The organism is Bacillus sp. RK1064 (genome assembly GCF_051488405.1).
GTDB lineage: Bacteria > Bacillota > Bacilli > Bacillales > Bacillaceae > Bacillus.
In genome coordinates, this window is record NZ_JBPSCZ010000001.1 from 2,755,755 (window position 1) to 2,777,004 (window position 21,250).

The 21,250-nt window shown below is 39.7% G+C and carries 16 protein-coding genes; 13 read left to right on the top strand and 3 right to left on the bottom strand.

What is annotated here, in order from left to right:
- The first annotated feature begins 7 nt into the window (after positions 1 to 7).
- The 4 genes from ACSSTM_RS14090 (at position 8) to ACSSTM_RS14105 (ending at position 5,650) form a co-directional block, all read left to right on the top strand.
- Positions 8 to 979 carry a carbohydrate ABC transporter permease gene (locus ACSSTM_RS14090; protein WP_437404210.1) on the top strand — a complete coding sequence of 324 codons (972 nt, stop codon included), beginning with the start codon at positions 8 to 10 and terminating at the stop codon, positions 977 to 979.
- Positions 976 to 1,797: a carbohydrate ABC transporter permease gene (locus ACSSTM_RS14095; protein ID WP_106038253.1), complete on the top strand. Its 822-nt coding sequence runs from the start codon at positions 976 to 978 to the stop codon at positions 1,795 to 1,797. The genes ACSSTM_RS14090 and ACSSTM_RS14095 overlap by 4 nt, the downstream gene beginning before the upstream one ends.
- A gap of 146 nt (positions 1,798 to 1,943) precedes the next feature.
- Positions 1,944 to 2,894, top strand: a complete 951-nt coding sequence (gene manA / locus ACSSTM_RS14100) for a mannose-6-phosphate isomerase, class I (protein ID WP_342689856.1) — start codon at positions 1,944 to 1,946, stop codon at positions 2,892 to 2,894.
- 125 nt (positions 2,895 to 3,019) lie between these two features.
- On the top strand, positions 3,020 to 5,650 hold the full coding sequence (locus tag ACSSTM_RS14105) for a glucosaminidase domain-containing protein (RefSeq protein ID WP_309416111.1): 2,631 nt from the start codon (positions 3,020 to 3,022) through the stop codon (positions 5,648 to 5,650).
- Positions 5,651 to 5,667: 17 nt separating this feature from the next.
- Here ACSSTM_RS14105 and ACSSTM_RS14110 read toward each other — a convergent pair whose 3' ends face one another.
- On the bottom strand, positions 5,668 to 6,855 hold the full coding sequence (locus ACSSTM_RS14110) for a CDP-glycerol glycerophosphotransferase family protein (protein WP_095285714.1): 1,188 nt from the start codon (positions 6,853 to 6,855) through the stop codon (positions 5,668 to 5,670).
- Positions 6,856 to 6,866: 11 nt separating this feature from the next.
- Positions 6,867 to 7,637 carry a WecB/TagA/CpsF family glycosyltransferase gene (locus tag ACSSTM_RS14115; protein ID WP_095285715.1) on the bottom strand — a complete coding sequence of 257 codons (771 nt, stop codon included), beginning with the start codon at positions 7,635 to 7,637 and terminating at the stop codon, positions 6,867 to 6,869.
- A 371-nt stretch (positions 7,638 to 8,008) separates the two neighbouring features.
- Between ACSSTM_RS14115 and tagD the strand changes: the two genes are divergently transcribed.
- From tagD to tagH, 7 genes are all read left to right on the top strand, one after another.
- Positions 8,009 to 8,398: a glycerol-3-phosphate cytidylyltransferase gene (tagD, locus tag ACSSTM_RS14120; RefSeq protein WP_008343212.1), complete on the top strand. Its 390-nt coding sequence runs from the start codon at positions 8,009 to 8,011 to the stop codon at positions 8,396 to 8,398.
- Positions 8,399 to 8,495: 97 nt separating this feature from the next.
- Positions 8,496 to 9,185, top strand: coding sequence for an alpha-glucosyltransferase N-terminal domain-containing protein (locus ACSSTM_RS14125; RefSeq protein WP_437404211.1), 690 nt, complete (start codon positions 8,496 to 8,498; stop codon positions 9,183 to 9,185).
- A 41-nt stretch (positions 9,186 to 9,226) separates the two neighbouring features.
- Complete coding sequence (locus ACSSTM_RS14130; protein ID WP_437404212.1) at positions 9,227 to 9,958, top strand: hypothetical protein; 732 nt, start codon at positions 9,227 to 9,229, stop codon at positions 9,956 to 9,958.
- A gap of 48 nt (positions 9,959 to 10,006) precedes the next feature.
- Positions 10,007 to 12,268 carry a CDP-glycerol glycerophosphotransferase family protein gene (locus tag ACSSTM_RS14135; RefSeq protein ID WP_095285717.1) on the top strand — a complete coding sequence of 754 codons (2,262 nt, stop codon included), beginning with the start codon at positions 10,007 to 10,009 and terminating at the stop codon, positions 12,266 to 12,268.
- Positions 12,269 to 12,450: 182 nt separating this feature from the next.
- Positions 12,451 to 14,817 carry a CDP-glycerol glycerophosphotransferase family protein gene (locus ACSSTM_RS14140; RefSeq protein WP_095285718.1) on the top strand — a complete coding sequence of 789 codons (2,367 nt, stop codon included), beginning with the start codon at positions 12,451 to 12,453 and terminating at the stop codon, positions 14,815 to 14,817.
- 172 nt (positions 14,818 to 14,989) lie between these two features.
- A complete protein-coding gene (locus ACSSTM_RS14145) occupies positions 14,990 to 15,817 on the top strand; it encodes an ABC transporter permease (protein WP_060597419.1) in 828 nt (275 codons plus the stop codon).
- A gap of 19 nt (positions 15,818 to 15,836) precedes the next feature.
- Positions 15,837 to 17,441: a teichoic acids export ABC transporter ATP-binding subunit TagH gene (gene tagH, locus ACSSTM_RS14150; protein WP_106038248.1), complete on the top strand. Its 1,605-nt coding sequence runs from the start codon at positions 15,837 to 15,839 to the stop codon at positions 17,439 to 17,441.
- A 26-nt stretch (positions 17,442 to 17,467) separates the two neighbouring features.
- Here the strand turns inward: tagH and galU are convergent, their stop codons facing one another.
- Entirely contained in the window at positions 17,468 to 18,349 is an 882-nt protein-coding gene (galU, locus tag ACSSTM_RS14155) for a UTP--glucose-1-phosphate uridylyltransferase GalU (RefSeq protein WP_034660174.1), read from the bottom strand.
- Between the two features lie 269 nt (positions 18,350 to 18,618).
- On the opposite strand from galU, the gene wecB reads away from it, so the two are divergent.
- Positions 18,619 to 19,758, top strand: a complete 1,140-nt coding sequence (gene wecB, locus ACSSTM_RS14160; protein WP_095285720.1) for a non-hydrolyzing UDP-N-acetylglucosamine 2-epimerase — start codon at positions 18,619 to 18,621, stop codon at positions 19,756 to 19,758.
- A 131-nt stretch (positions 19,759 to 19,889) separates the two neighbouring features.
- A protein-coding gene (locus tag ACSSTM_RS14165; protein WP_376745198.1) for an IS1182 family transposase occupies positions 19,890 to 21,241 on the top strand; the annotation gives its coding sequence in 2 pieces (ribosomal slippage) (positions 19,890 to 20,427 and positions 20,427 to 21,241; 1,353 coding nt in all).
- The last annotated feature ends 9 nt before the right edge of the window (positions 21,242 to 21,250 follow it).

The following is a 21,250-nucleotide window of genomic DNA, read 5'->3' on the forward strand; positions in this document are numbered from 1 at the left end:
TAGCTTCATGCGCATGGACACATCGCCGATCACAAAAGCAGCAACACCTAAAGTCAAACGTGTTCGGAAAAAATGGAATGGGGATCAGCTGCTTGCGCTGCTATTTTTAGCCCCGTCGGCTGTTTTATTATTCATCTTTGTTTACGGCTTTATTGGCTGGACAGGGTATGTGTCATTATCAAAATGGACCTCGCTTGTTCCGAATTTCTCTTTTGCAGGTCTTCAAAACTATATCATGCTGTTTCAAGATTTCCGCTTTCAGTCAGATCTTCGAAATACGGTCTTTTTTACTCTATTCTTTATTGGAGCCGTCATTGCCTCTGGACTTGCACTTGCGATTTTACTAGATCAGAAGATCAAGGGTGAATCTCTATTTCGGAATTTATTTTTCTTTCCGATGGCCCTTTCCTTCGTTGTGACAGGGGTCGTCTGGCAATGGGTTTTAAACCCGTCCACTGGGGTGAATCTGTTTTTAAAAACGCTTGGTATTCAGCCTAAGTGGTACACGGATACGAACATTTTAGCCGGATTTGTCTGGGGGAAAATTGAGTTTGGTGTCCCTGCCGCAATGATTGCAGTCGTGATTGCAGCTGTTTGGCAGATGACTGGCTTCTCTCTAGCGATGTATTTGGCGGGTTTGAGAGGAATTCCAGAGGAAGTAAGAGAGGCTGCTAGAATGGATGGCGCAACTGAATGGCAGATTTACCGGAAGATTATTTTTCCTCTATTAAAACCGATTACTGCAAGTGTCATTATCATCATGGCTCATATTTCGTTAAAGATTTTCGATTTGATTTACTCGATGACAGGACCGGGTGCAAACTTTGTCACAGATGTTCCTGGCGTTTACATGTTTGAAATGACCTTTAGAGGAAACCATTATGCAGGCGGTGCCGCCATTGCGATTGTTATGCTGATCTCTGTTGCGGTCTTTATCGTGCCGTATCTCCTGTCGAGCCGGAAGGGGGCGTCATCATGACAGCTAGATGGTTTGTCCGTCCAGTCCTTTATGCTTTATTGATTTTGTGCAGTCTTTTTTTTCTGATGCCAGTCTATGTCATGCTCGTCACAAGCTTGAAGCCATTAGGTGAAGTGACCCTTGAGAAAATGTGGGCGCTGCCATCAACACTCGATTTTTCAAGCTATCAAATCGCATTTGAAAAGCTAGCGCCCAATTTAATGAATTCACTTTATCTTGTCATTCCGGCTACCTTATTGTCAGCTGTACTAGGAGCGATGAATGGCTATGTCCTATCAAAATGGCGTTTCAAAGGGTCAGAAGTGGTCTTTACGCTGATGCTGTTTGGGATGTTTATTCCATATCAAAGTATCCTCATACCACTCATTCAATTTTTGCGTGAAATCGGATTGTATAATTCGATTCCAGGTCTGGTGCTTGTCCATGTCGTATATGGACTCCCGATCACAACGCTCATGTTCCGAAACTTCTATGTGGGCATCCCTGATGAAATGATTGAATCGGCAAAAATGGATGGCGCAGGGTTTATCGGGATTTTCAGACATATGATTCTTCCGCTTTCGATCACAGGGTTTGTTGTGGTCGCCATTTGGCAGTTCACAAATGTGTGGAATGAGTTCTTATTTGCAGTCACGATGACCACTGCGGAGCATCAGCCGGTGATGGTCGCCTTGCAAAATCTATCAGGCAGTCAAATTGTGCAATGGAACGTCCAAATGGCAGGGGCGATATTGGCCGCACTGCCGACACTTTTGGTCTATATTCTGCTCGGAAAATACTTTGTCAAAGGGCTTCTCGCAGGCTCTGTCAAAGGATGAAATATTTTTGTGTTATCGTTTTCATTTGGTGTACTGAAAGGATTGACTTCTCTTTAGATAGCGTCATAATAAAAGTTGAGACTTGCTAGTTTTCATCAAGCTTGGCAAGGATTATCAAAGGGTAGCAAAGGGAGGAGTCATCCTGAATGAAGCAGTCACCAATTTTTTTACTGCCTGAATTGAAGGAGAGAATATGGGGAGGTACAGCCTTAAGGGATCAATTTGGCTATGATATTCCTTCTGATCAAACGGGAGAATGCTGGGCAATTTCTGCTCATCCAAACGGACCAAGTGTCGTGCAAGACGGTCCATATAAAGGGAAAACGCTGATCGAACTATGGGACAATCACAGAGAATTGTTCGGGGGAATAGAAGGCGATCGATTCCCGCTGTTAACCAAAATTTTAGATGCAAACCAAGACTTGTCCGTTCAAGTTCATCCGGATGATGATTATGCGGAAAGACATGAAAATGGCGAGCTTGGAAAAACAGAGTGCTGGTATATCATTGACTGCAAAGAAGGAGCAGAAATGATCTATGGGCACAATGCAAGAACAAGAACTGAGCTTGTGACCATGATGAACAGTGGAGATTGGGAAGGTCTTTTGCGTCGTGTGAAGATTAAGCCTGGTGATTTTTATTATGTGCCAAGCGGAACCATTCATGCGCTCTGCGAAGGAACGCTTGTCCTTGAAACGCAGCAAAGCTCAGATACAACCTATCGGGTATATGATTATGAACGAAAAGATCAGGATGGCAATGAACGTGAACTTCATTTTGTGCAAGCCATTGATGTCACAACGGTTCCTCATGTAGACGGTTATACAGATGAATCAGTTGAAACACGCCGTGGGCTGACCATTCGAACTTTTGTTGAAGCAGAGTATTTCTCTGTGTATAAATGGGAAATTGATCAAACAGTAGAGCTTTCGCAAGAATATCCGTTTTTGCTGTGCAGTGTAATTCATGGAGAAGGGTCTTTAACGCATGATGGACATACATATCCACTGCCTAAAGGAACTCATTTTATCCTGCCGGCTGAAACAGGGAGCTTCTCAATTGAAGGAACTTGTGAACTGATTGTGTCGCATATATAAAGGAAAAGAGGACTTCGAAGGGGTCCTCTATTTTTCTATTGCATAAATGACTTGAAAGAGTACTTGTTTTTGTCGATAAAGAGATTAGTAGACTATTATGCAAAGTTAAGAGAGGGACAGGGAACGTGAAAAAAACCATCAAGATTATGTTACTCGCAGCTGCCTTTGGTATGACAGTACAGACGGGCAAAGAAGCGCAAGCAGCCTCCTATGTCGATCAATCCATTTATACGATGAACACCTCAAAGGTATTTACAGCAGAATCAGAAGTGAAAAAAGCAGTGGAAACATTGAAGAAGGACAAAAAGTGGACAGCCACTTATCAAACCTCAGGAAACACGTCGACCTATCAGCTCACTGCCTCAGGATATGAGTCGCAAACAGCAGCGAGTGCAAGTGCAGCTGCATTAAAAAAAGAGACGGGCATGAGCGGTACGGTGTCTCCAGTAGGTGACCGCCTTCCTTTACAAAAAGTCGTATCTGACCCAGTCAATGATGAAGCTCAGGCAAAAAAGCTCTCGCTCGAGCTAACGAAAACATCAGGGCTCAATAGCACCTATGAAGTTATCAATCAAAGCAGACCTTTTTATCAGGTCATATCAGGAACCATTGATTCTGAAACGAAAGTCAAAAATATTCAAACCGAATTACAAAAGCAGGCCGGTGTCACCAGTACATACCAAACTGAAAACAAAGCTGGCACTGTGTATCAGCTGATTTCAGGCGGTATCGTTGGACAAAGTAAAGCGAATACCATCCTGCAAGGCTTTCAAAAGGAGTCTGGTTTAAAAGCAGTGCTTCAAACGGTGACAGCAGGCAAGCCATATTACATCGTCACATCAGCTGCACAAGCCAGCCAGTCAAAAGCACAGACGCTCCTTACCCAGCTGCAAAGAGAAGCAAAGATCAGCGGGAAGATTCAAAAGACAGGCGCTTTAAAAAATGTTTATCGCTTGGAATCAGGCTATTTCAAAGACAACAAACAAGCATCCTCAGCTGCGGCTCAGATCAAGAAACAAACCGGCGCTGCAGGGACTGTGCAGCGAGTGGGAAAAACAAAAAATTATATCGTGAAACTCAATCAACTGAACGATACAGCATACGGAAAAACGGTAGCCTTTTTCAAGAAAAAGAAATGGCGCTACACATCCAAAAAGATCTCTTCTACACAGCCATATCAAGTAGTGACTGGAAACCTATTAGGAGATGTTCAAGCGAAAAAAGCAGCGGCTTTCTTCCAAAAGAAAAAGGTATATACGACAACGAAAAAAACAGGTAAGGTATCTGACAGCACGTATCGACTTGTCGTCAATCAATCAGCAGACCAAGCGAAAATGAATAAAGGTGCCGCATATTTAAAAACGCAGAAGGTGACAAGCAGCATCACAACAGGTAAGGGACAAGCTGTCAGCAAAACGTATAGTCTCAAGACAACACCTGTATATGAGCAAAGTAAAGTCAAACAGGCTCAAGAGATTATCAAGAAAAATGGCGTTGCCAGCAGTACAAAAACGCTGACAGAAGCGGTTAAGCAATACCGGATCACGACAGAGCCGACGGTGAATCAGACAAAACTGAATCAAGCGCTAAGCTATTTAACGAAACAAAAAATGAAAGCAGCTGCACAAAAAACAGGTACAACTGATTATGGTCAATATCAGATTAAAACTGGTGTTATTTCCACAGCTGCATTGCGCAACCAAGGCCTGGCATTTTTCAAAAAACGGAATGAACCAGCTGCTTATAAAACAACAACGAAACCAACCTACAAAATCAACATTACGCAGCAATTCACAGGATTACCAACTGTAAATGCGGCGATTGCCTTTGTGAAAAGCCAATATGGCTGGACAGCCACAGCTGTAAAAATCAAAAATGGCCCAATGGTCATGCAAACGAACTACAACCTCACTGTCAATGAGATGGTGAACAAGCAAATGAAGGTGTCACCACAGACAGACGGTGCAGCCTATGTCTATGCAGCATATGTAGACCCGGCGACGTCAACTGTGAATACAGACGGCTTAAATGTTCGTTCTACACCTGATTCGAGCTCTGCGAGCAACATCGTGGCGCAGTTGAACAAAGGAACAAAAGTAAGACAGCTTGGGAAAGAAGGAAACTGGATCAAGATCAGCTTGGGCTGGAGAAATGCAAGTTCAGCAGAGGTGCAAAAATATGTAGACCCAGCCAATATTGCTGAGGGCACTCAATCTTATTTTCAATTTCTGAAACTCTCTGAAGCTGCGAATCTCAATCCGGCAGAAGTCAATTCCAAGATTCTAGCAGGCAAAGGGATTCTTGCAGGTAAAGGACAAGCCTTTATTACGGCAGCGAAAACGTATCATATCAACGAAATTTATCTCATTTCTCATGCGTTGCTTGAAACGGGTAACGGAAGTTCGATTTTAGCGAATGGTACGATGTTTAATGGGAAGAAAGTATATAACATGTATGGCATTGGCGCATACGACAGCAATCCGAATTACCTCGGTGCAAAGTATGCGTATGAACAGCAATGGTTCACGCCAGAGGCAGCGATTATTGGCGGGGCAAAATTCATTGGCAACAGCTATATTAATCACGCCACATACAAGCAAGATACGATTTATAAAATGCGCTGGTCTAGTGCAGCGACTCATCAATATGCAACAGATATTGGCTGGGCTTATAAGCAAGTCACTCGTATGTATAGCTTGTATAACTTACTTGATAACTATACGCTGTATTACGACATCCCGGTTTATAACAAATAAAAAAACGTCCGTGCTTCCTAATGAGAAGCCGGACGTTTTTTGTGTAAGAGCTGCTGTTCAATAAATGATAGGAGCTGCTGACTAGACTCGCCCTTTGAATATTGGTTCCATTCCTCAGCGAAGGTTTTGATTCGTTCTCTGTGATCTGATTCGTTTAGATGAAGCAGCTCCTTCAAGAGCATGTCTTGAGTGACGCAAGCCTTTCCAGGAATGATGTCCTCATACCGATCGACTAAGCCGCGTTTCGCTCGATAAGTGTCTAAGTCATAAGTGAAGAACAAAACAGGCTTTTCAAGCAGCGCATATTCAAACACAATCGACGAATAATCTGTCATCAGTACATCGCAAGTACAAAGCAATGGATAGAGCGGCTGATCGGACACATCAAATATCCATTCACCGTCTGTTTCCGCCTTTGCTAAATGTTTGACCGAAGGATGAAGCTTGACGAGCAGAATATAGTCTCCATTTAGCTCTGTTTGCAATTGCTCTTTTGAAAAAGGCAGGACAAGATCGTCCATTGCAAAGTCTCGATAGGTCGGTGCATAAAGCAGGAGCTTTTTCCCTTTAGGAAAATCATTCGGCCTCAAGGAAGGCAGGCACTGATCATAGTACACATCCGTCATCGGTACACCTGTTGGTAAAAAACGTTCATCATTGACCCCAAACGAAGACTTAAAAATCTCGCGCATGTGATCTGAGCCTGTAACGATATAATCGAAAGACGCATAGACTCGTTTGAAGCGTTTGATATCACGGGGACTTCGTTCCGAATTTGATGCATCTTCAAGACCGAATTTTTTCAACGCCCCATTGGCATGCCATACTTGAATACATGTGGTAGAAGGGCGTTTTCTGAGTACACTTGTCATGAGAAAGTAATTATCTGTCACGACAACCTTGCTTTTAAACATCGTATAAATACATTGAATGAGATGGAGAGGATTTTTTTCATGAAAATAGCGAAATGACAGATGAGACCCGTCCTTTTCTATCGCAGAAGCATGCTTCGTATAGAGGACAGTAAGCTTCATCGTCATGTTCGCCTGTTGTTGATAAGTATCAATGAGAGCAGCTGCATTCTCTTGAAATGAAACAAGCAGCGTCACCTGGTTTTCACGCGGTTTCACGCCGCTCATCAGCCATCCAATTAAAGAAACGAAAGCTGCATAGCATGAAATGATCATTGAGCGTATATTCATCATTGGTCAGTCTCTCACAGCTGCTTCGTCTGATCCTTTACTTGCTCAGGATAGTAACGTTTTTTCCCTTTGTTTTCTTTCAATACGGCAAAAGCGTATTTAGGAATGTTCAGCATTCGTTTCCATCTCCACGGATTCACAATCAGTCTGTACAGCCATTCTGTATTTGTCTTAATCATCCATCGTGGTGCACGCTTCACCGTTCCGCTAAATACATCAAAGCTTCCGCCTAAACCGATGCAAACAGCCTGCGGGAATAAATGACGGTATTCATAAATAAAGTTCTCCTGATTTGGATAACCTAAAGCAACGAACACCATATCTGCTTTCGAGCGGGCGATTTGCTTCGCTACGAAACGTTTATCGGCTTGATAGCCGTCACAGCTGCCCGCGATGACCACATTTGGATATTCCGTATCAATTCGCTGTTTAACAGCCTCAAGCACTTCTTTTTTCGCCCCATATAAAAAGATACTTTTAGACTGCTTGTTTGCTAGATCAAGCATAGACATGAAGACATCAAAGCCAGCAATTCTTGACTTCAGCGGACTTTGTGTCAAACGTGACATCAAGACGACGCCTACACCATCCGGCAGAACATAATCCGCAGAAGAGACGACTTGATGGTACACATGATCCTTCATAACAGCATAGCCAATCTCTGGATTGACAGTCGCAATCATGGCGCCTCTTCTTTGAGAAATATGATGGTGATTCATATAGCTGATAAATTCATCTAGGTCGCCGTTTACATAAGAAAGGTTAGAGACCACTTCTGTTTGCATTGTATAGACCTCCTTTTTCATCTTGTTATCTATGAACGTTCATTGTAAATTCATTCTTCGTCTACTCATCATTTTATCACAGATGCTCCATGAAATATTAACAATAACTTTACAAACCTTTAAATTTCATGACATTTTCATCAATTCATAAGGAGGATGCTGCGAGAAACATTGATTCTTCGGACTTTCCCTTCTCCGCCCAATAAATTGGAAATAGTTTGTCTTTACATCTGCTTAACGTTTGATGGGCGCTGTGATATAATGAGGTTCCGAAGAGCGAAAAAATACGAACGATGATAATAGGATTACGGATAAACATTACTGCATGAAAGCAGTTGAATAAGGAATGAAGAAAGGAGTTCATGTTTGCAATGAAGAAAGTTATTACTTACGGTACATTTGATTTATTACACTGGGGGCACATTAAGCTGCTCGAACGTGCAAAGCAGCTTGGAGATTACTTAGTGGTGGCCATTTCGACAGATGAGTTTAACTTACAAAAATCAAAAAAGGCTTATCATAGCTACGAGCATCGAAAGCTGATTCTTGAAACGATTCGTTATGTAGACGAAGTCATTCCAGAAAACAGCTGGGATCAAAAAGTCCGTGACGTGCAGGAGCACGATATTGATGTGTTTGTCATGGGAGATGACTGGGAAGGTAAATTCGATTTCTTAAAAGAGCATTGCGAAGTCGTGTACTTGAAGAGAACAGAAGGCATCTCGACAACACAAATTAAGGAAGAAATTGCTGGACTTTAATAGATCGAAAAAAAGTACTTCTTATCTTTTGGTGAGAAGTACTTTTTCATGTAAAATACAATGAGCAAGTTATCATTATTTTTAAGGAGAGCTTCCTTTGTTTCAAAATTGGATGAAGAAAAAAGTTGAACACACATTGGATCAACCTCAACAACATGAAACAATGACATCAGTTGACATGCCTGATATGGACTACTACTTTATCATGGGTGATGTACCAAAACAGGATGAGAGCTCAACGAAGTCTTTAAAAGCGAGATTAAAGCCATTGGCTGACAAACATAAACGTAATGCCATTTTAACTTTGAATTATGATGCAAATGTGAAAGAACATATTCATAGCATGGAGGAGACCTTTCTTCGCCAAGTTGACATCTTGAATGTATTTGAACACTATATTCTACCAGAAAGCGGAAGTAAAAGACGTTACTCGGAATTTATCATCGGTACATCATTTCATTCGATCAATGAAGCAGTGATGCCAGTAGATGAATCAATGATACAGGTGACGAGATATGAACTGCCTTCTTCCCCTATTTGTTATATTGATCAATATAATGAAGAGCAGCAATTAGTGAAGAGGGAAGAATACAATTGGCAGGGCGTTTTGTGCAGAGTACAAAGCTTTGTTCCTCATACAGGTGCTCTATACTTGGAGGAACTAATCAATGACGATGGCGGCATTTATATGGAGATCATCTACTCAGGAGATGCAAAAAAGAATCCAGTTCGGCATATTAATTGGTATAAACAGGAATTCAAACTTTTACAAAGAAAACGGATATAAAGCAACTATGGTTATCCAGTATTCAAACACAAAATGACCGTTTGAAACTAATGATCACAGAAGACCGGGATCAGGACCGCCACCTGTTTAAAATCGATCAGCCTGAAACAACGTATTACGCTGCATTTGTACATGACGCACATTATGAAGAAGATCCTCATCAACTCTATTCTCATTACGGAGAATTATTTAAACGAATAAGAAAACAGCAAGTGGATGCCGTCTTCTTTGGAGATACTAAGCATAAGGTAGATGTTGAGAAGGTATTGGGAGAACAAACCTATTTTTATCTTGTGCCTTCTGATGAAATGTCTCTTTGGAATACAGCACTTCATCATATGCTCGAAAATCGTGAGCGAAAAGATGAACTGAGAAGGATCGTGGACCGTACGAAATGGGTTTTGCGTGATCTAAGCTCTGAACATCATGTTCTTCATCTTCAGCTTGAGTTGAAGGACGAAATGAGCCATGCGGATCATGTGCAAATCGATTTCGCAGGATATGATCGAGGCAATGGAGCTGAAATCATATCTCAAACAATCGATGAAAACCATCAAGTCAGCTTTCCAATTGGTCATTTTCAAACAAAGAAAAACATTGAAACCAACCAAACAAAATACGTTGATTTTTACATTCGTTTTAAAACAGAAGAACTTCAGGAAGTTTTGCAGCGTCTAGAAGTAGAGGGAGAGCTGCTCACCAATAAACCATCGTCAATCGATGGGTGGTCGTATCAAACGAAACAAGGAAACTATTCTTGGAAAGTGAAATAACGTGACAACACAACGGTAAGATTTCTGAACAGAGGAGATTAACGATTAATGATTGAAGAGGGAATTCATAAGAAGAGTGTCGTTGAAGGGTTAAAAAATCATCATGAGAAACTAGAAATGCTTATTCGCATCGACGATGACATGCCATTAAAAGATAGAGAATTTTATTTGTTTATGAGGGAAAGGGTATCAAAACAAGAGCTTTTCCTTCCGCTTGTTCATCAAGAAGAGAATCTATTCAAGTTCGTATTGAGTGAATCATCGCTGCCGCTTGCATTAGAGCAGGGCCAGACATATAACCTGTATGTCACAGACTATCTCAGCGCAAACAAAGAAGAGGATGAAGACGAGCTTGAGGACTCAGCCTATGATTCTGATACAGAAGAAGAGGAAGACGAATTAAAAGAAACGGATAACGCCGAAGTAGAAGAGAAGACGCCATACTATAAACGTCGTTTAAAAATGGAAATAGACAAGCCAGAGCTGACTTTTTTAGAAAATAAAGATGCGATGCTGTATGTCATCCCGTATCGTACGGATAAAGGGAATGCATCGTTTAAAATCAAGCGTGAGCTAAAGGTTGTGAAGTTCAATCATATCGAGCTCAACAAAGAATGTACGTTATCTTTAACTGGGTATACAGGCGTTCTCAGTGCAGAGCATCCTTATGAGATCAAAGAAGTAAAGCTTCTATTGAAGAGAAATGGTGAAGAACCAATTGAGCATCGCTTTCCGGTAAATATGACCCCAATAAAAGATGAAGTGGTCAAATACCGTGATGATCAACAAGTACCACAGCTTTATCAATTTCTAGCAGAAGTTCCTTTAAAGGAATTGACCTATTCGTTAAACAACCGCCTTGTATATCGCTTCTATCTTGAATTTATTTGTGATGTAGATGGAGTAGAGGAGACGTTAACGACCGCTTCTTTAGTGCTTGGAGATCGCTCGAACAAACTCAAAGGACTTGTTCAAATTCATAAACGAAACGATGTACCGATTCGATATGAGGTGTATCGAAAGAAAAAAAGACAAACGCTTGGCATTCGAATTAATGATTATACAATGAAAACACGAGCGAAGTACTACGTCAAAAGCAAGTGGAAGAAGTTCAAAAAGAAAATCGGCAAAATAAAAAAAGTCCGTAACCGCCTTGTAACAAGGACCTTCCAAACGACCTTTCAGCTGGCAAGTAAGCTGTCTGTGAAAAAGAAAACGGTTGTTTTTGAAAGCTTTAATGGAAAACAATTCAGCTGTAATCCGCGTGGGATCTATGAGTATATGAAAGAAAATCATCCTGAATATACGTTGATCTGGAGTGTGAAAAAAGGGCATGAAGCACCGTTCAAGGAAAAGGACATCTACTATATCAACCGTCTATCATTGAAATGGATTTTTGCGATGGCAAGAGCCGAGTATTGGGTCGTCAACAGCCGTTTGCCGCTATGGATTCCAAAACCAGAGCATACAACATACTTGCAGACATGGCACGGTACGCCGTTAAAACGACTTGCGATGGATATGGACGAGGTGCATATGCCTGGAACAAACACGAAGAAATACAAAAAGAATTTCACGAAAGAAGCATCGAATTGGGACTATCTCATTTCTCCAAATGCTTACTCGACTGAAATCTTTACACGTGCATTCCAATTTCAAAAGACCATGATTGAGTCAGGATATCCGAGAAATGACTTCCTTCATAATCAAAACAATGAAGAAACGATGAGAGTACTCAAACAAAAAATGAACTTGCCGCTTGATAAAAAATTGATCTTATACGCACCGACATGGAGAGACGATCAATTTTATAAAAAAGGGCAGTACAAATTTGATTTAGACCTTGATCTGCATGAGCTAAGAGCCGCTATCGGAGACGAATATATCATCATTTTGCGTATGCACTATCTAGTCGCTGAAAACTTTGATTTAGGACCATATGAAGGCTTTGCCTATGACTTCTCTCATTACGAAGACATTAGAGACCTGTATATGATATCTGATCTGCTCATCACTGACTACTCATCTGTGTTCTTTGATTATGCAAACCTTAAACGTCCGATGCTGTTCTATGTGCCAGACATCGAAACATATCGTGACAAGCTGAGAGGCTTCTACTTCGACTTTGAACAAGAAGCACCTGGACCTCTTGTGAAAGAAACAGCCAGCGTCATTGACTGGGTAAGAGAAACAGAACAGCCAACCTTTACACTACCGGCTTCATTCGCACCGTTTTATGAAAAATTCTGCTATCTAGAGAGCGGGGAGTCTTCGAAGCGTGTGGCGGAAGTAGTGTTTTCTGAAAAATAGTTTAAAAAGTACCGTTCTTCGCCTTTTGAACGGTACTTTTTTGTGTTTTTCATACCATTGTACACATATTTAAAAGTTATGGTAAAAATAAAAAAACATAGAAATTTAACATTAAACATGCTAAATTTAGATAAGATTATCCGGTAATGTAAATTTGCTGAAAATAATATAGAGGTGCTTCAATGTACAAACTTTATCATAATTTCTTAGAAATTCTTAATTTAGATGAACACAAGTTAGTTTTATATATTGATAACATAGAGAAATTGTGCACTTATGAATTTAAAGAGCTAAATGTAAATGAATCAAAGTGGATTTGCGAAATTAATGTAAAGGATCAGATGATTTTTGAATCCACAATAGACAATTCTAATGAAATGATCTATCTCTATGCTAAGGATCATAACTTATATATTGTCAAAGAAAGCTCAGACATGATCCAGCCAGATCAAGTACTTCCCATTGAAATTAATAATCAATTTGATGATATCTATGTCAAGCAATTAGGGTTAGATCGCTATGGCTTATACAGCGGCGAAGAGGAACTGTTATTATTTTCAGGGCTGCTGAATGTAGATGAGATCAATCGGAATTATAAAATAGATTTGCCCATTAAAAAGGTAGGTAGACGATTTGTGGATATCTCCTTTATTAAATACAGTGCTTTCCACTTTGTTATTACCTATGATTGTCAGAATAAGGAACTAAATGTAAGGAAAATTTTGTTTGATGTGATGCAGGAACATAAAGATATTGAAGTGACTGTGAATAATCGTAATCAAATCAAAATTTTAAATAAAGTGACGGATCAAAAGAAAATCGTCAACTTTAGACTCGTTCCTAGATATCAGCCGCTTAAAGTTTTTGGTAAAGATACCTTGGAGCAGTTCAAAGATGACAATATTCTCAATATCTTGGTGATTAATAAACAAAGATATTACATCTATGTCAGAACGAATGGCGTTTACTTAGTAAGAGGAAACCCATATCTCGTTACAAAACATACGTCGAGATTACGCATCTTTAGTTTGTTTAATAGTTTTTATGTTTATGGAAGATTGACGCATTATGCGTATAATTCAGATCAAAAATATGAATATCTTTACATTAGAAATTCTGAGCACCAGCTGGCGAAATTTATAAGACCATTTAGGAAGATTAAATTCTTGAAAAGATACGGTTTCTTTAAAATTTCGTTAAATGATCTTGATTTAGACAGCAGAATCCACAATAACTTGTTCGTAGGAAATGATCACCGAATTATCCATAGTTTAAGGTTGAAAAAAAAGGATAAAAAGGTCAAAACATATATCACGAAAAAGAATGGGGACAAGCTTCAAGTACTAAGAACAAATCTATTTGGGAATGTGACATCGACCATTATTCCTTATTCACAGGAATATTCTTTATTTAGTAAAGTGAAAATAAAAATAGCGAGTATCCTATCATCATTCTATAAAGACAAAAATTATGGTGTGAATTTGTTTTTTGAGAAAAAGAGTGATAAAGCAGATGAATCAGCTATTAGAGTGTATAACTACGTACAAGACAATTGTCAAACAGGCTCAAAAAATTACTTTATTCTTAATAAGAAATCAAGCGCATATCCAGCATTGAAAGCGAAATATGGAAAGGGGATCATACCGAAATATAGTCTCAGACATTATTTAAGTATCTTTAATGCCAGTTATTTTATATCAAGTGAATTATCTAACCATGTTCTGAATGATAGATTATATATTGATCATCTCAGAGAGAGAATCATGAGTGTTCCACTCGTCTTTTTACAGCATGGAATTATGTTTGCTAAACCGGTTGATAATCCAATGGCCTTTGGATTCCATAAAGACAAGAACCAATATAATATTTATAAATCAGTCATCAGCTCTGAACTAGAGGCTGGTGAATTCTACAAAATGAAATATGATCGTGAGGATTTGATTTTGACAGGGCTAGCAACCTTTGATCATGCCAAATTAGTAGACGGTGCAGATAAGATCGCCTTTATGCCAACTTACCGATATTGGGAAGAGGGTCTTATTTATACGAATAGAATTGAAGAAACATCTTACTATAAAGTTCTGATCAAAATCATCAAAAGCTTTGAAGAAGCAGGTCTTCTTGATCGTCTGTTAATTGTACCGCATAACAAATTTTCGCAGTACGTTTATCAAAACCTGCCTCAGTATAAACATCTTATTTCTGATAACCCATCGGAAGCGCTAAAAGTGTCAAAAGTGTTTATCACTGATTATTCTTCTGCTATTTATGATGCACAATATAGAGGTGCCTATCCTATTTTTTATTGGGAAGAAAAAGATTACTTGATTAGACAGTATAAGGCGATTCCTCCTGTAAACGATGAAAATGCACCAGGACCGATAGCATATAATACACAAGAGCTGATTCGGATTGTTAAACATGCGATCGATCGTCAGTATGTTGTGGAAGATGAATATAAAGAAAAATATCTGAAAATCAACAGCTTTAACGATAATCAGAATACGAAAAGAATTACGGATTTCTTAAAAGAACATCAAATTATCTAATATGTTAGGACCCCCTGAATCAACGATTGAAAGGATTCAGGGGTTTTTTGTCTTCTAGTTTGACGTGCATGACTTTTGTTATAAGGTGAAATGTGCATCGTTATCTGTTACAATTATGAGCGGTGCTTTTTAAAAAAGTAATCCCAAAAACTTATATCTAAGGAAGATTAGAATGAACGCAATGTTGACGATATTAAAGGAGCAAATTAGCTCATTTCCGCTGATTATGCGACTTGCTGTTTATGAAACAAAATCAAAATATCAGATGAATTATTTAGGTGTTTTATGGCAGTTTTTAAATCCATTGATTCAAATGCTGGCTTACTGGTTTGTTTTTGGTCTGGGAATTCGCGGAGGACAGCCAATTGTCATTGGAGGGATGGAAGTTCCATTTATCATCTGGATGCTTGCCGGATTAATCCCTTGGTTCTTCATTAGTCCGACGATACTTGATGGATCAAACAGTGTGTTTAAACGCATTAATATGGTATCGAAAATGAACTTTCCGATTAGTGCGCTGCCGTCTGTAGTGATAATGTCCAACTTGTTCAGCTACTTTGTCATGATGGGTGTCTATCTGATTGTGCTCATTTCCTATGGCATATATCCTGATGCGCACTGGCTGCAATATATATACTATCTTATTTGTATGATCGCGTTTATGTTTTCGTTTAGTTTGTTTAATTCCACGATTAGCGTACTCGTGAGAGACTATCAATTTCTTTTACAATCAGTGACACGTTTACTTTTCTTTTTGCTGCCGATTTTTTGGAATATCTCAGAGAAGCTCACTGGAGACAAAGCTTGGATCGGGGATATATTAAGATTGAATCCTCTTTTCTACATTATTGATGGTTTTAGAAATAGCTTGTTAAAGGGAGAATGGTTCTTCCATGATGTGAAATATACGCTTTATTTTTGGCTGATCACGCTTCTTCTTTTAACAGTCGGTTCATTGCTTCATATGAAATTTAGGGATAAATTTGTCGATTTTCTTTAAAAAGTAAGGAGATTATACGATGAAACTAAAAGTTTCGTTTCGAAACGTATCCAAGCAATACGTCCTATATAAAAAACAGTCAGATAAGATTAAAGGGCTGTTTTTTCCTAATAAAAATGAAAAAGGTTTCTTTGCTGTTCGTGATGTGTCCTTTGATGTATATGAAGGCGAGACGATTGGTTTTGTAGGGATCAACGGATCTGGAAAATCAACGATGTCAAACCTTCTAGCGAAAATCATTCCACCGACAAGTGGTGAAATTGATATGGACGGACAGCCTTCGTTAATTGCCATTGCGGCAGGGCTGAACAACCAATTAAGCGGGAAGGACAACATTCGCCTCAAGTGCTTAATGATGGGGCTGACGAATAAAGAGATAGACGAGCTTTATGAAAAAATCGTAGAGTTTGCGGATATTGGTGACTTTATTGATCAGCCTGTAAAGAGCTACTCAAGCGGAATGAAATCACGCCTTGGCTTCGCCATTTCAGCGCATATCGATCCAGATATCTTGATTATTGATGAAGCATTGTCTGTTGGTGACCAAACCTTCTATCAAAAATGCGTGGATCGAATCACAGAATTCAAAGAACAAGGGAAGACGATCTTTTTTGTCAGCCATTCCATTAGCCAAATTCAAAAAATCTGTGACCGGGTGGCTTGGATGCATTATGGTGAGCTTCGTATGTTTGATGATACGAAGAAGGTCGTGAAAGAGTATAAGGAGTTTGTTGAATGGTTTAACAAGCTTTCTAAAAAAGAAAAAAAAGAATATCAATTGAAACACAAAGAAGGGCGTAAAGGCGTACAAAAAAAGACAGAAAAGATGTCTCGATATGATGAGAACGGAAAACGACGTTCATTTTTTGGACCAGCCTTTCAAGTGACGATAATAGCTGTTTTAACTATTTTACTTGCCTTATCGATGTTTTCGGATCGCCCGCTTCGTACACTGGCGACGTTTGGCGCCATCCCATCAGATAAGACAGAATCGCTTCAGTCAAAGAACCCGCTATCGAAAGGGGCGCCTGATATGAAAAAGGTGGATCGACAGGCAATTGTCACGGCAGATCCACTCACGGTGTACAAAGATCAAGCCATGAAAAAGAAGGCAGATGTCACTTTGCCATTTGGACAAGAGGTACAAGCTGTCGCTGAAAATAAACAAACCGTTCAAATCAAAACAGCATCAGAGACGTATTTTGTCAAAGCTGATGGGCTTCAACATGCAGAAGAATTAAAGTCATTATCCATTGGACCAGGTCAGTTCAATTCCTATGTATCGCCCGCATCTGCAGGCTCGTATGAGTATTTACTTTCTTTCCTTGGAAAAGAAGAATCTGTGCTTAAGCAAAGAATGCAAACGCTGAGCTCGATCAAAAGTAATCAAGGCGGAATGATTGAACGATTGACCACAGAGAAAGCCGACTATGTCATTCAAAATGGTCAAGCGAATACGATGGTATTCCGTGAGATCATGTCAATCTCTCCTTCAACACTTGGGCTGACAGAACAGAACGTTTGGATGAATGAGAAACAAACGAAATTCGCAGTGAAGGGCGAAAACAACTTGTTTGTCATTGATAATGAACAGCATACACTGACGATTTCAGTGATCAAATAAAAAGCTGCCGATCCCGGCAGCTTTTTTTAATTCACTTCTTCTTTTTCGAGAAGCTGTTTCATAAATGGAATGAGTTTCTTTTTCAGATCCTCATCTTGAAGGGCGAACTCTAGAGTCGTCTCGATGAAGCCTTGCTTTTCACCGACATCGTATCGTTTTCCTTCGAAATCATAGGCGAATACGCGCTGAATGTCATTCAGCTTTTGGATGGCATCTGTCAGTTGAATTTCTCCGCCTGCACCAATTTCTTGCTGATCAAGGTACATAAAGATCTCTGGTGTGAAAATGTATCGCCCTAAGATGGCGAGATTGGATGGTGCTGTTCCTTGCGGCGGCTTTTCAACAAAGTTTTTCACTTGGTAGCGGCGTCCTTCTTGTGTCAGAGGGTCGATGATTCCGTAGCGATGCGTATCGCTGTCTGCCACCTGCTGAACACCGATCACAGAGGAAAGCGTTTTTTCGTATTCATCCATCAGCTGGCGAAGTCCAGGTGTTTCGGCTTGAACAATGTCATCACCTAATAAAACGGCGAAAGGTTCATCACCGATAAAGTTGCGTGCGCACCAAACGGCGTGTCCAAGTCCTTTAGGTTCCTTTTGACGTATGTAATGAATGTCAGCAATGTTAGAGGATTTTCTCACCTTTTCTAAAAGCTCGCTCTTCCCTTTTTCCTCCAGGTTGCGCTCTAGCTCTGGTGCAAAATCAAAATGATCCTCAATGGCTCTTTTCCCTTTTCCAGTGACGATAATAATGTCTTCAATTCCTGATTCAACAGCTTCTTCAATAATATATTGAATGGTTGGTTTATCAACGATTGGCAGCATTTCTTTAGGCATAGCTTTTGTTGCAGGGAGGAAACGTGTCCCAAGACCTGCTGCTGGTATAATGGCTTTACGTACTTTTTTCAATGAACTTTGCACCTTCCTTACATAGATAACCGATTTAATCATTCAATGTTTGTTCTTGGTCGTCTGTTTAAAGTGTAACTTACAAATCATAGGAAAGACAAATGATTTCACTAAAATGAATTTTAGATAATTCATATTTTATATGTTAAATGTAAAGGAAAGAGAAATTTAACGTTAATTCAATGTAAATTTCTTTTTTTATATCATTAAATTTATCCTCCAAATTGTGTATAATTGAAAGTACTATACTAGGAAAGAGGATTAAACAAGTGAAAAAACTAAATGTAATGACTATTTTCGGTACTAGACCTGAAGCGATCAAAATGGCACCACTTGTCCTTGAATTAAATAAACATCCACAGATAAATTCAATTGTCACTGTAACAGCCCAGCATAGAGAAATGCTTGATCAAGTTCTTGAGGCTTTTTCGATTACGCCAGATCATGATTTAAACATCATGAAGCAGCGCCAGACATTATCTGAAATTACATCAAATGCACTGTTAAAGCTAGATCAATTATTCCTAGAAGAAAAACCTGATATTGTCCTTGTCCATGGTGACACAACAACAACCTTTGCAGGAAGCTTGGCTGCATTTTATCACCAAATTTCAGTCGGTCACGTCGAAGCTGGATTGAGAACACACAATAAGTACTCGCCGTTCCCAGAGGAATTGAACCGTCAAATGACAGGCACTATTGCCGATATTCATTTTGCACCTACAGACGAAGCGAAGCAGAATCTTTTAATTGAAAATAAAAAAGAAGAGACCATTTGTGTGACAGGGAATACAGCGATTGACGCCCTGCAAACAACGGTTACTGAGCAGTATCAGCACCCTATTTTAGAGAAAATAGGCACGGATAAAATGATCTTGTTAACGGCCCATCGCAGAGAGAATCTCGGACAGCCGATGAAAAACATGTTTAGAGCCATTAGACGTGTTGTAGAAGAGTTTGAAGATGTTCAGGTCGTTTATCCTGTTCACTTAAACCCTGCTGTACGTGATGCAGCTCAGACAGAATTTAGCGGTCTCGATCGGGTACACTTAATTGAACCGCTTGAAGTCGTTGATTTCCATAACTTTGCTGCCGCTTCGCACTTTATCTTAACGGATTCTGGCGGTGTACAAGAGGAGGCGCCTTCTCTAGGGAAGCCAGTATTAGTGCTGCGTGATACAACAGAACGTCCAGAAGGCGTGAAAGCCGGCACGCTTAAGCTTGCAGGTACAGATGAAGAGACCATTTACAAAATGGCAAAAGAGCTGCTAGTAGATCAGAAAGAGTATGACAATATGTCGAAGGCGTCTAACCCTTATGGTGACGGACAAGCCTCGAGACGAATTGTCGAAGAGCTCCTCCATCGATTTGGATTAAGTGAAGAAAAACCTGCCCCATTCAAATCATAAAAAAAGAAGACTACAGTCATGTAGTCTTCTCAGGCTGTCGAGAAAATCTCGACAGCTTTATTTTTTCCTTAAACTTTCCATCTCCTCATTTTATAATAGAGAAAAACCCACTTAAGGAAGGTGTTTTTCTCATGTTCCACACTAGAAATTCTTCTCAGCACGAAGCCGAATTTGTATTGCTAGATCAACTGGTCGAAGAGGATCACCTGCTTCGTAAAATTGATCAGTACATTGATTTTTCATTTATCGTAGATAAAGTAAAACCGTATTATAGTGAGAATAAAGGTCGCCCTTCTCTTGATCCACTTATTTTGTTCAAAATGATGTTTATCGGATACCTGTACGGTATCCGTTCTGAAAGACAACTTGAAAAAGAAATTTACTATAACATGGCGTATAGATGGTTTTTAGGTTTGAACATCAATGACCCCGTTCCTCATCACTCGACCATTAGCTGGAATCGTCGTACTCGATTCAAAGATACAACGATTTTTCAAGATATTTTTGATGAAATTGTGCTTCAAGCCATCAATCATGATATGGTAGGAGGCCGCGTTCTTTTTACTGATTCAACTCATCTTAAAGCCAATGCCAATAAACATAAATATACGAGAAAAACGATTGAACAAGATACCCAGAACTATATAAATGAATTAGAAGAAGCGATCAAGAAGATCGGGTGGCACACGGAAAAAAGCCCTTAAAGGTAAAAGAGGAGGTGAAAACGAAAAAAGACATTCGTCAAAGTATGACTGACCCTGAGAGTGGCTATCTTTATCGTGAAAATAAACCGGAAGGCTTTTTCTACCTAGACCACCGTACAACGGATATGAAGTACAATATCATCACGGATGCCCATGTCACGTCCGGCAATATCCATGATTCTATTCCGTATCTTGATCGATTGGATCACCAAATCGCCCGATTTGGTTTTCAAGTAGAAGCTGTTGCCCTTGATTCTGGTTATTTGACAACCTCAATCTGTAAAGGTTTATCGGATCGCCATATTTTTGGTGTCATCGCACATAGACGCTTTCATCCAACAAGAGGATTATTTGAGAAGTGGAAATTTCAGTATGATTCTGAATCTGATCACTACATATGCCCAAATGGCGAGAAGCTATTATATACGACAACTGATCGAAAAGGTTATAGGTTCTACAAATCAGACCCTAAAAAATGCGTATCGTGTCCTTTCCTTGAGAGCTGTACAAGATCGAAAAATCATCAAAAAGTGATCTCAAGACATGTATGGGAGGAACACAAAGAAAAGATCAGACAAAATCGTCTGTCTGCCTCTGGAAAAGAGCTATATAAAAAAAGAAAAGAAAAAATAGAGCGAAGCTTTGCAGATTCAAAACAACTGCACGGGCTTCGCTACTGCCGGTTGAGGGGAAAACAAAACGTGAGTGAGCAAGTTCTCCTCACAGCTGCGTGCCAGAACATGAAGAAGATTGCCACACACCTAGCGAAGCTAGGCTAGGTGTGTGGG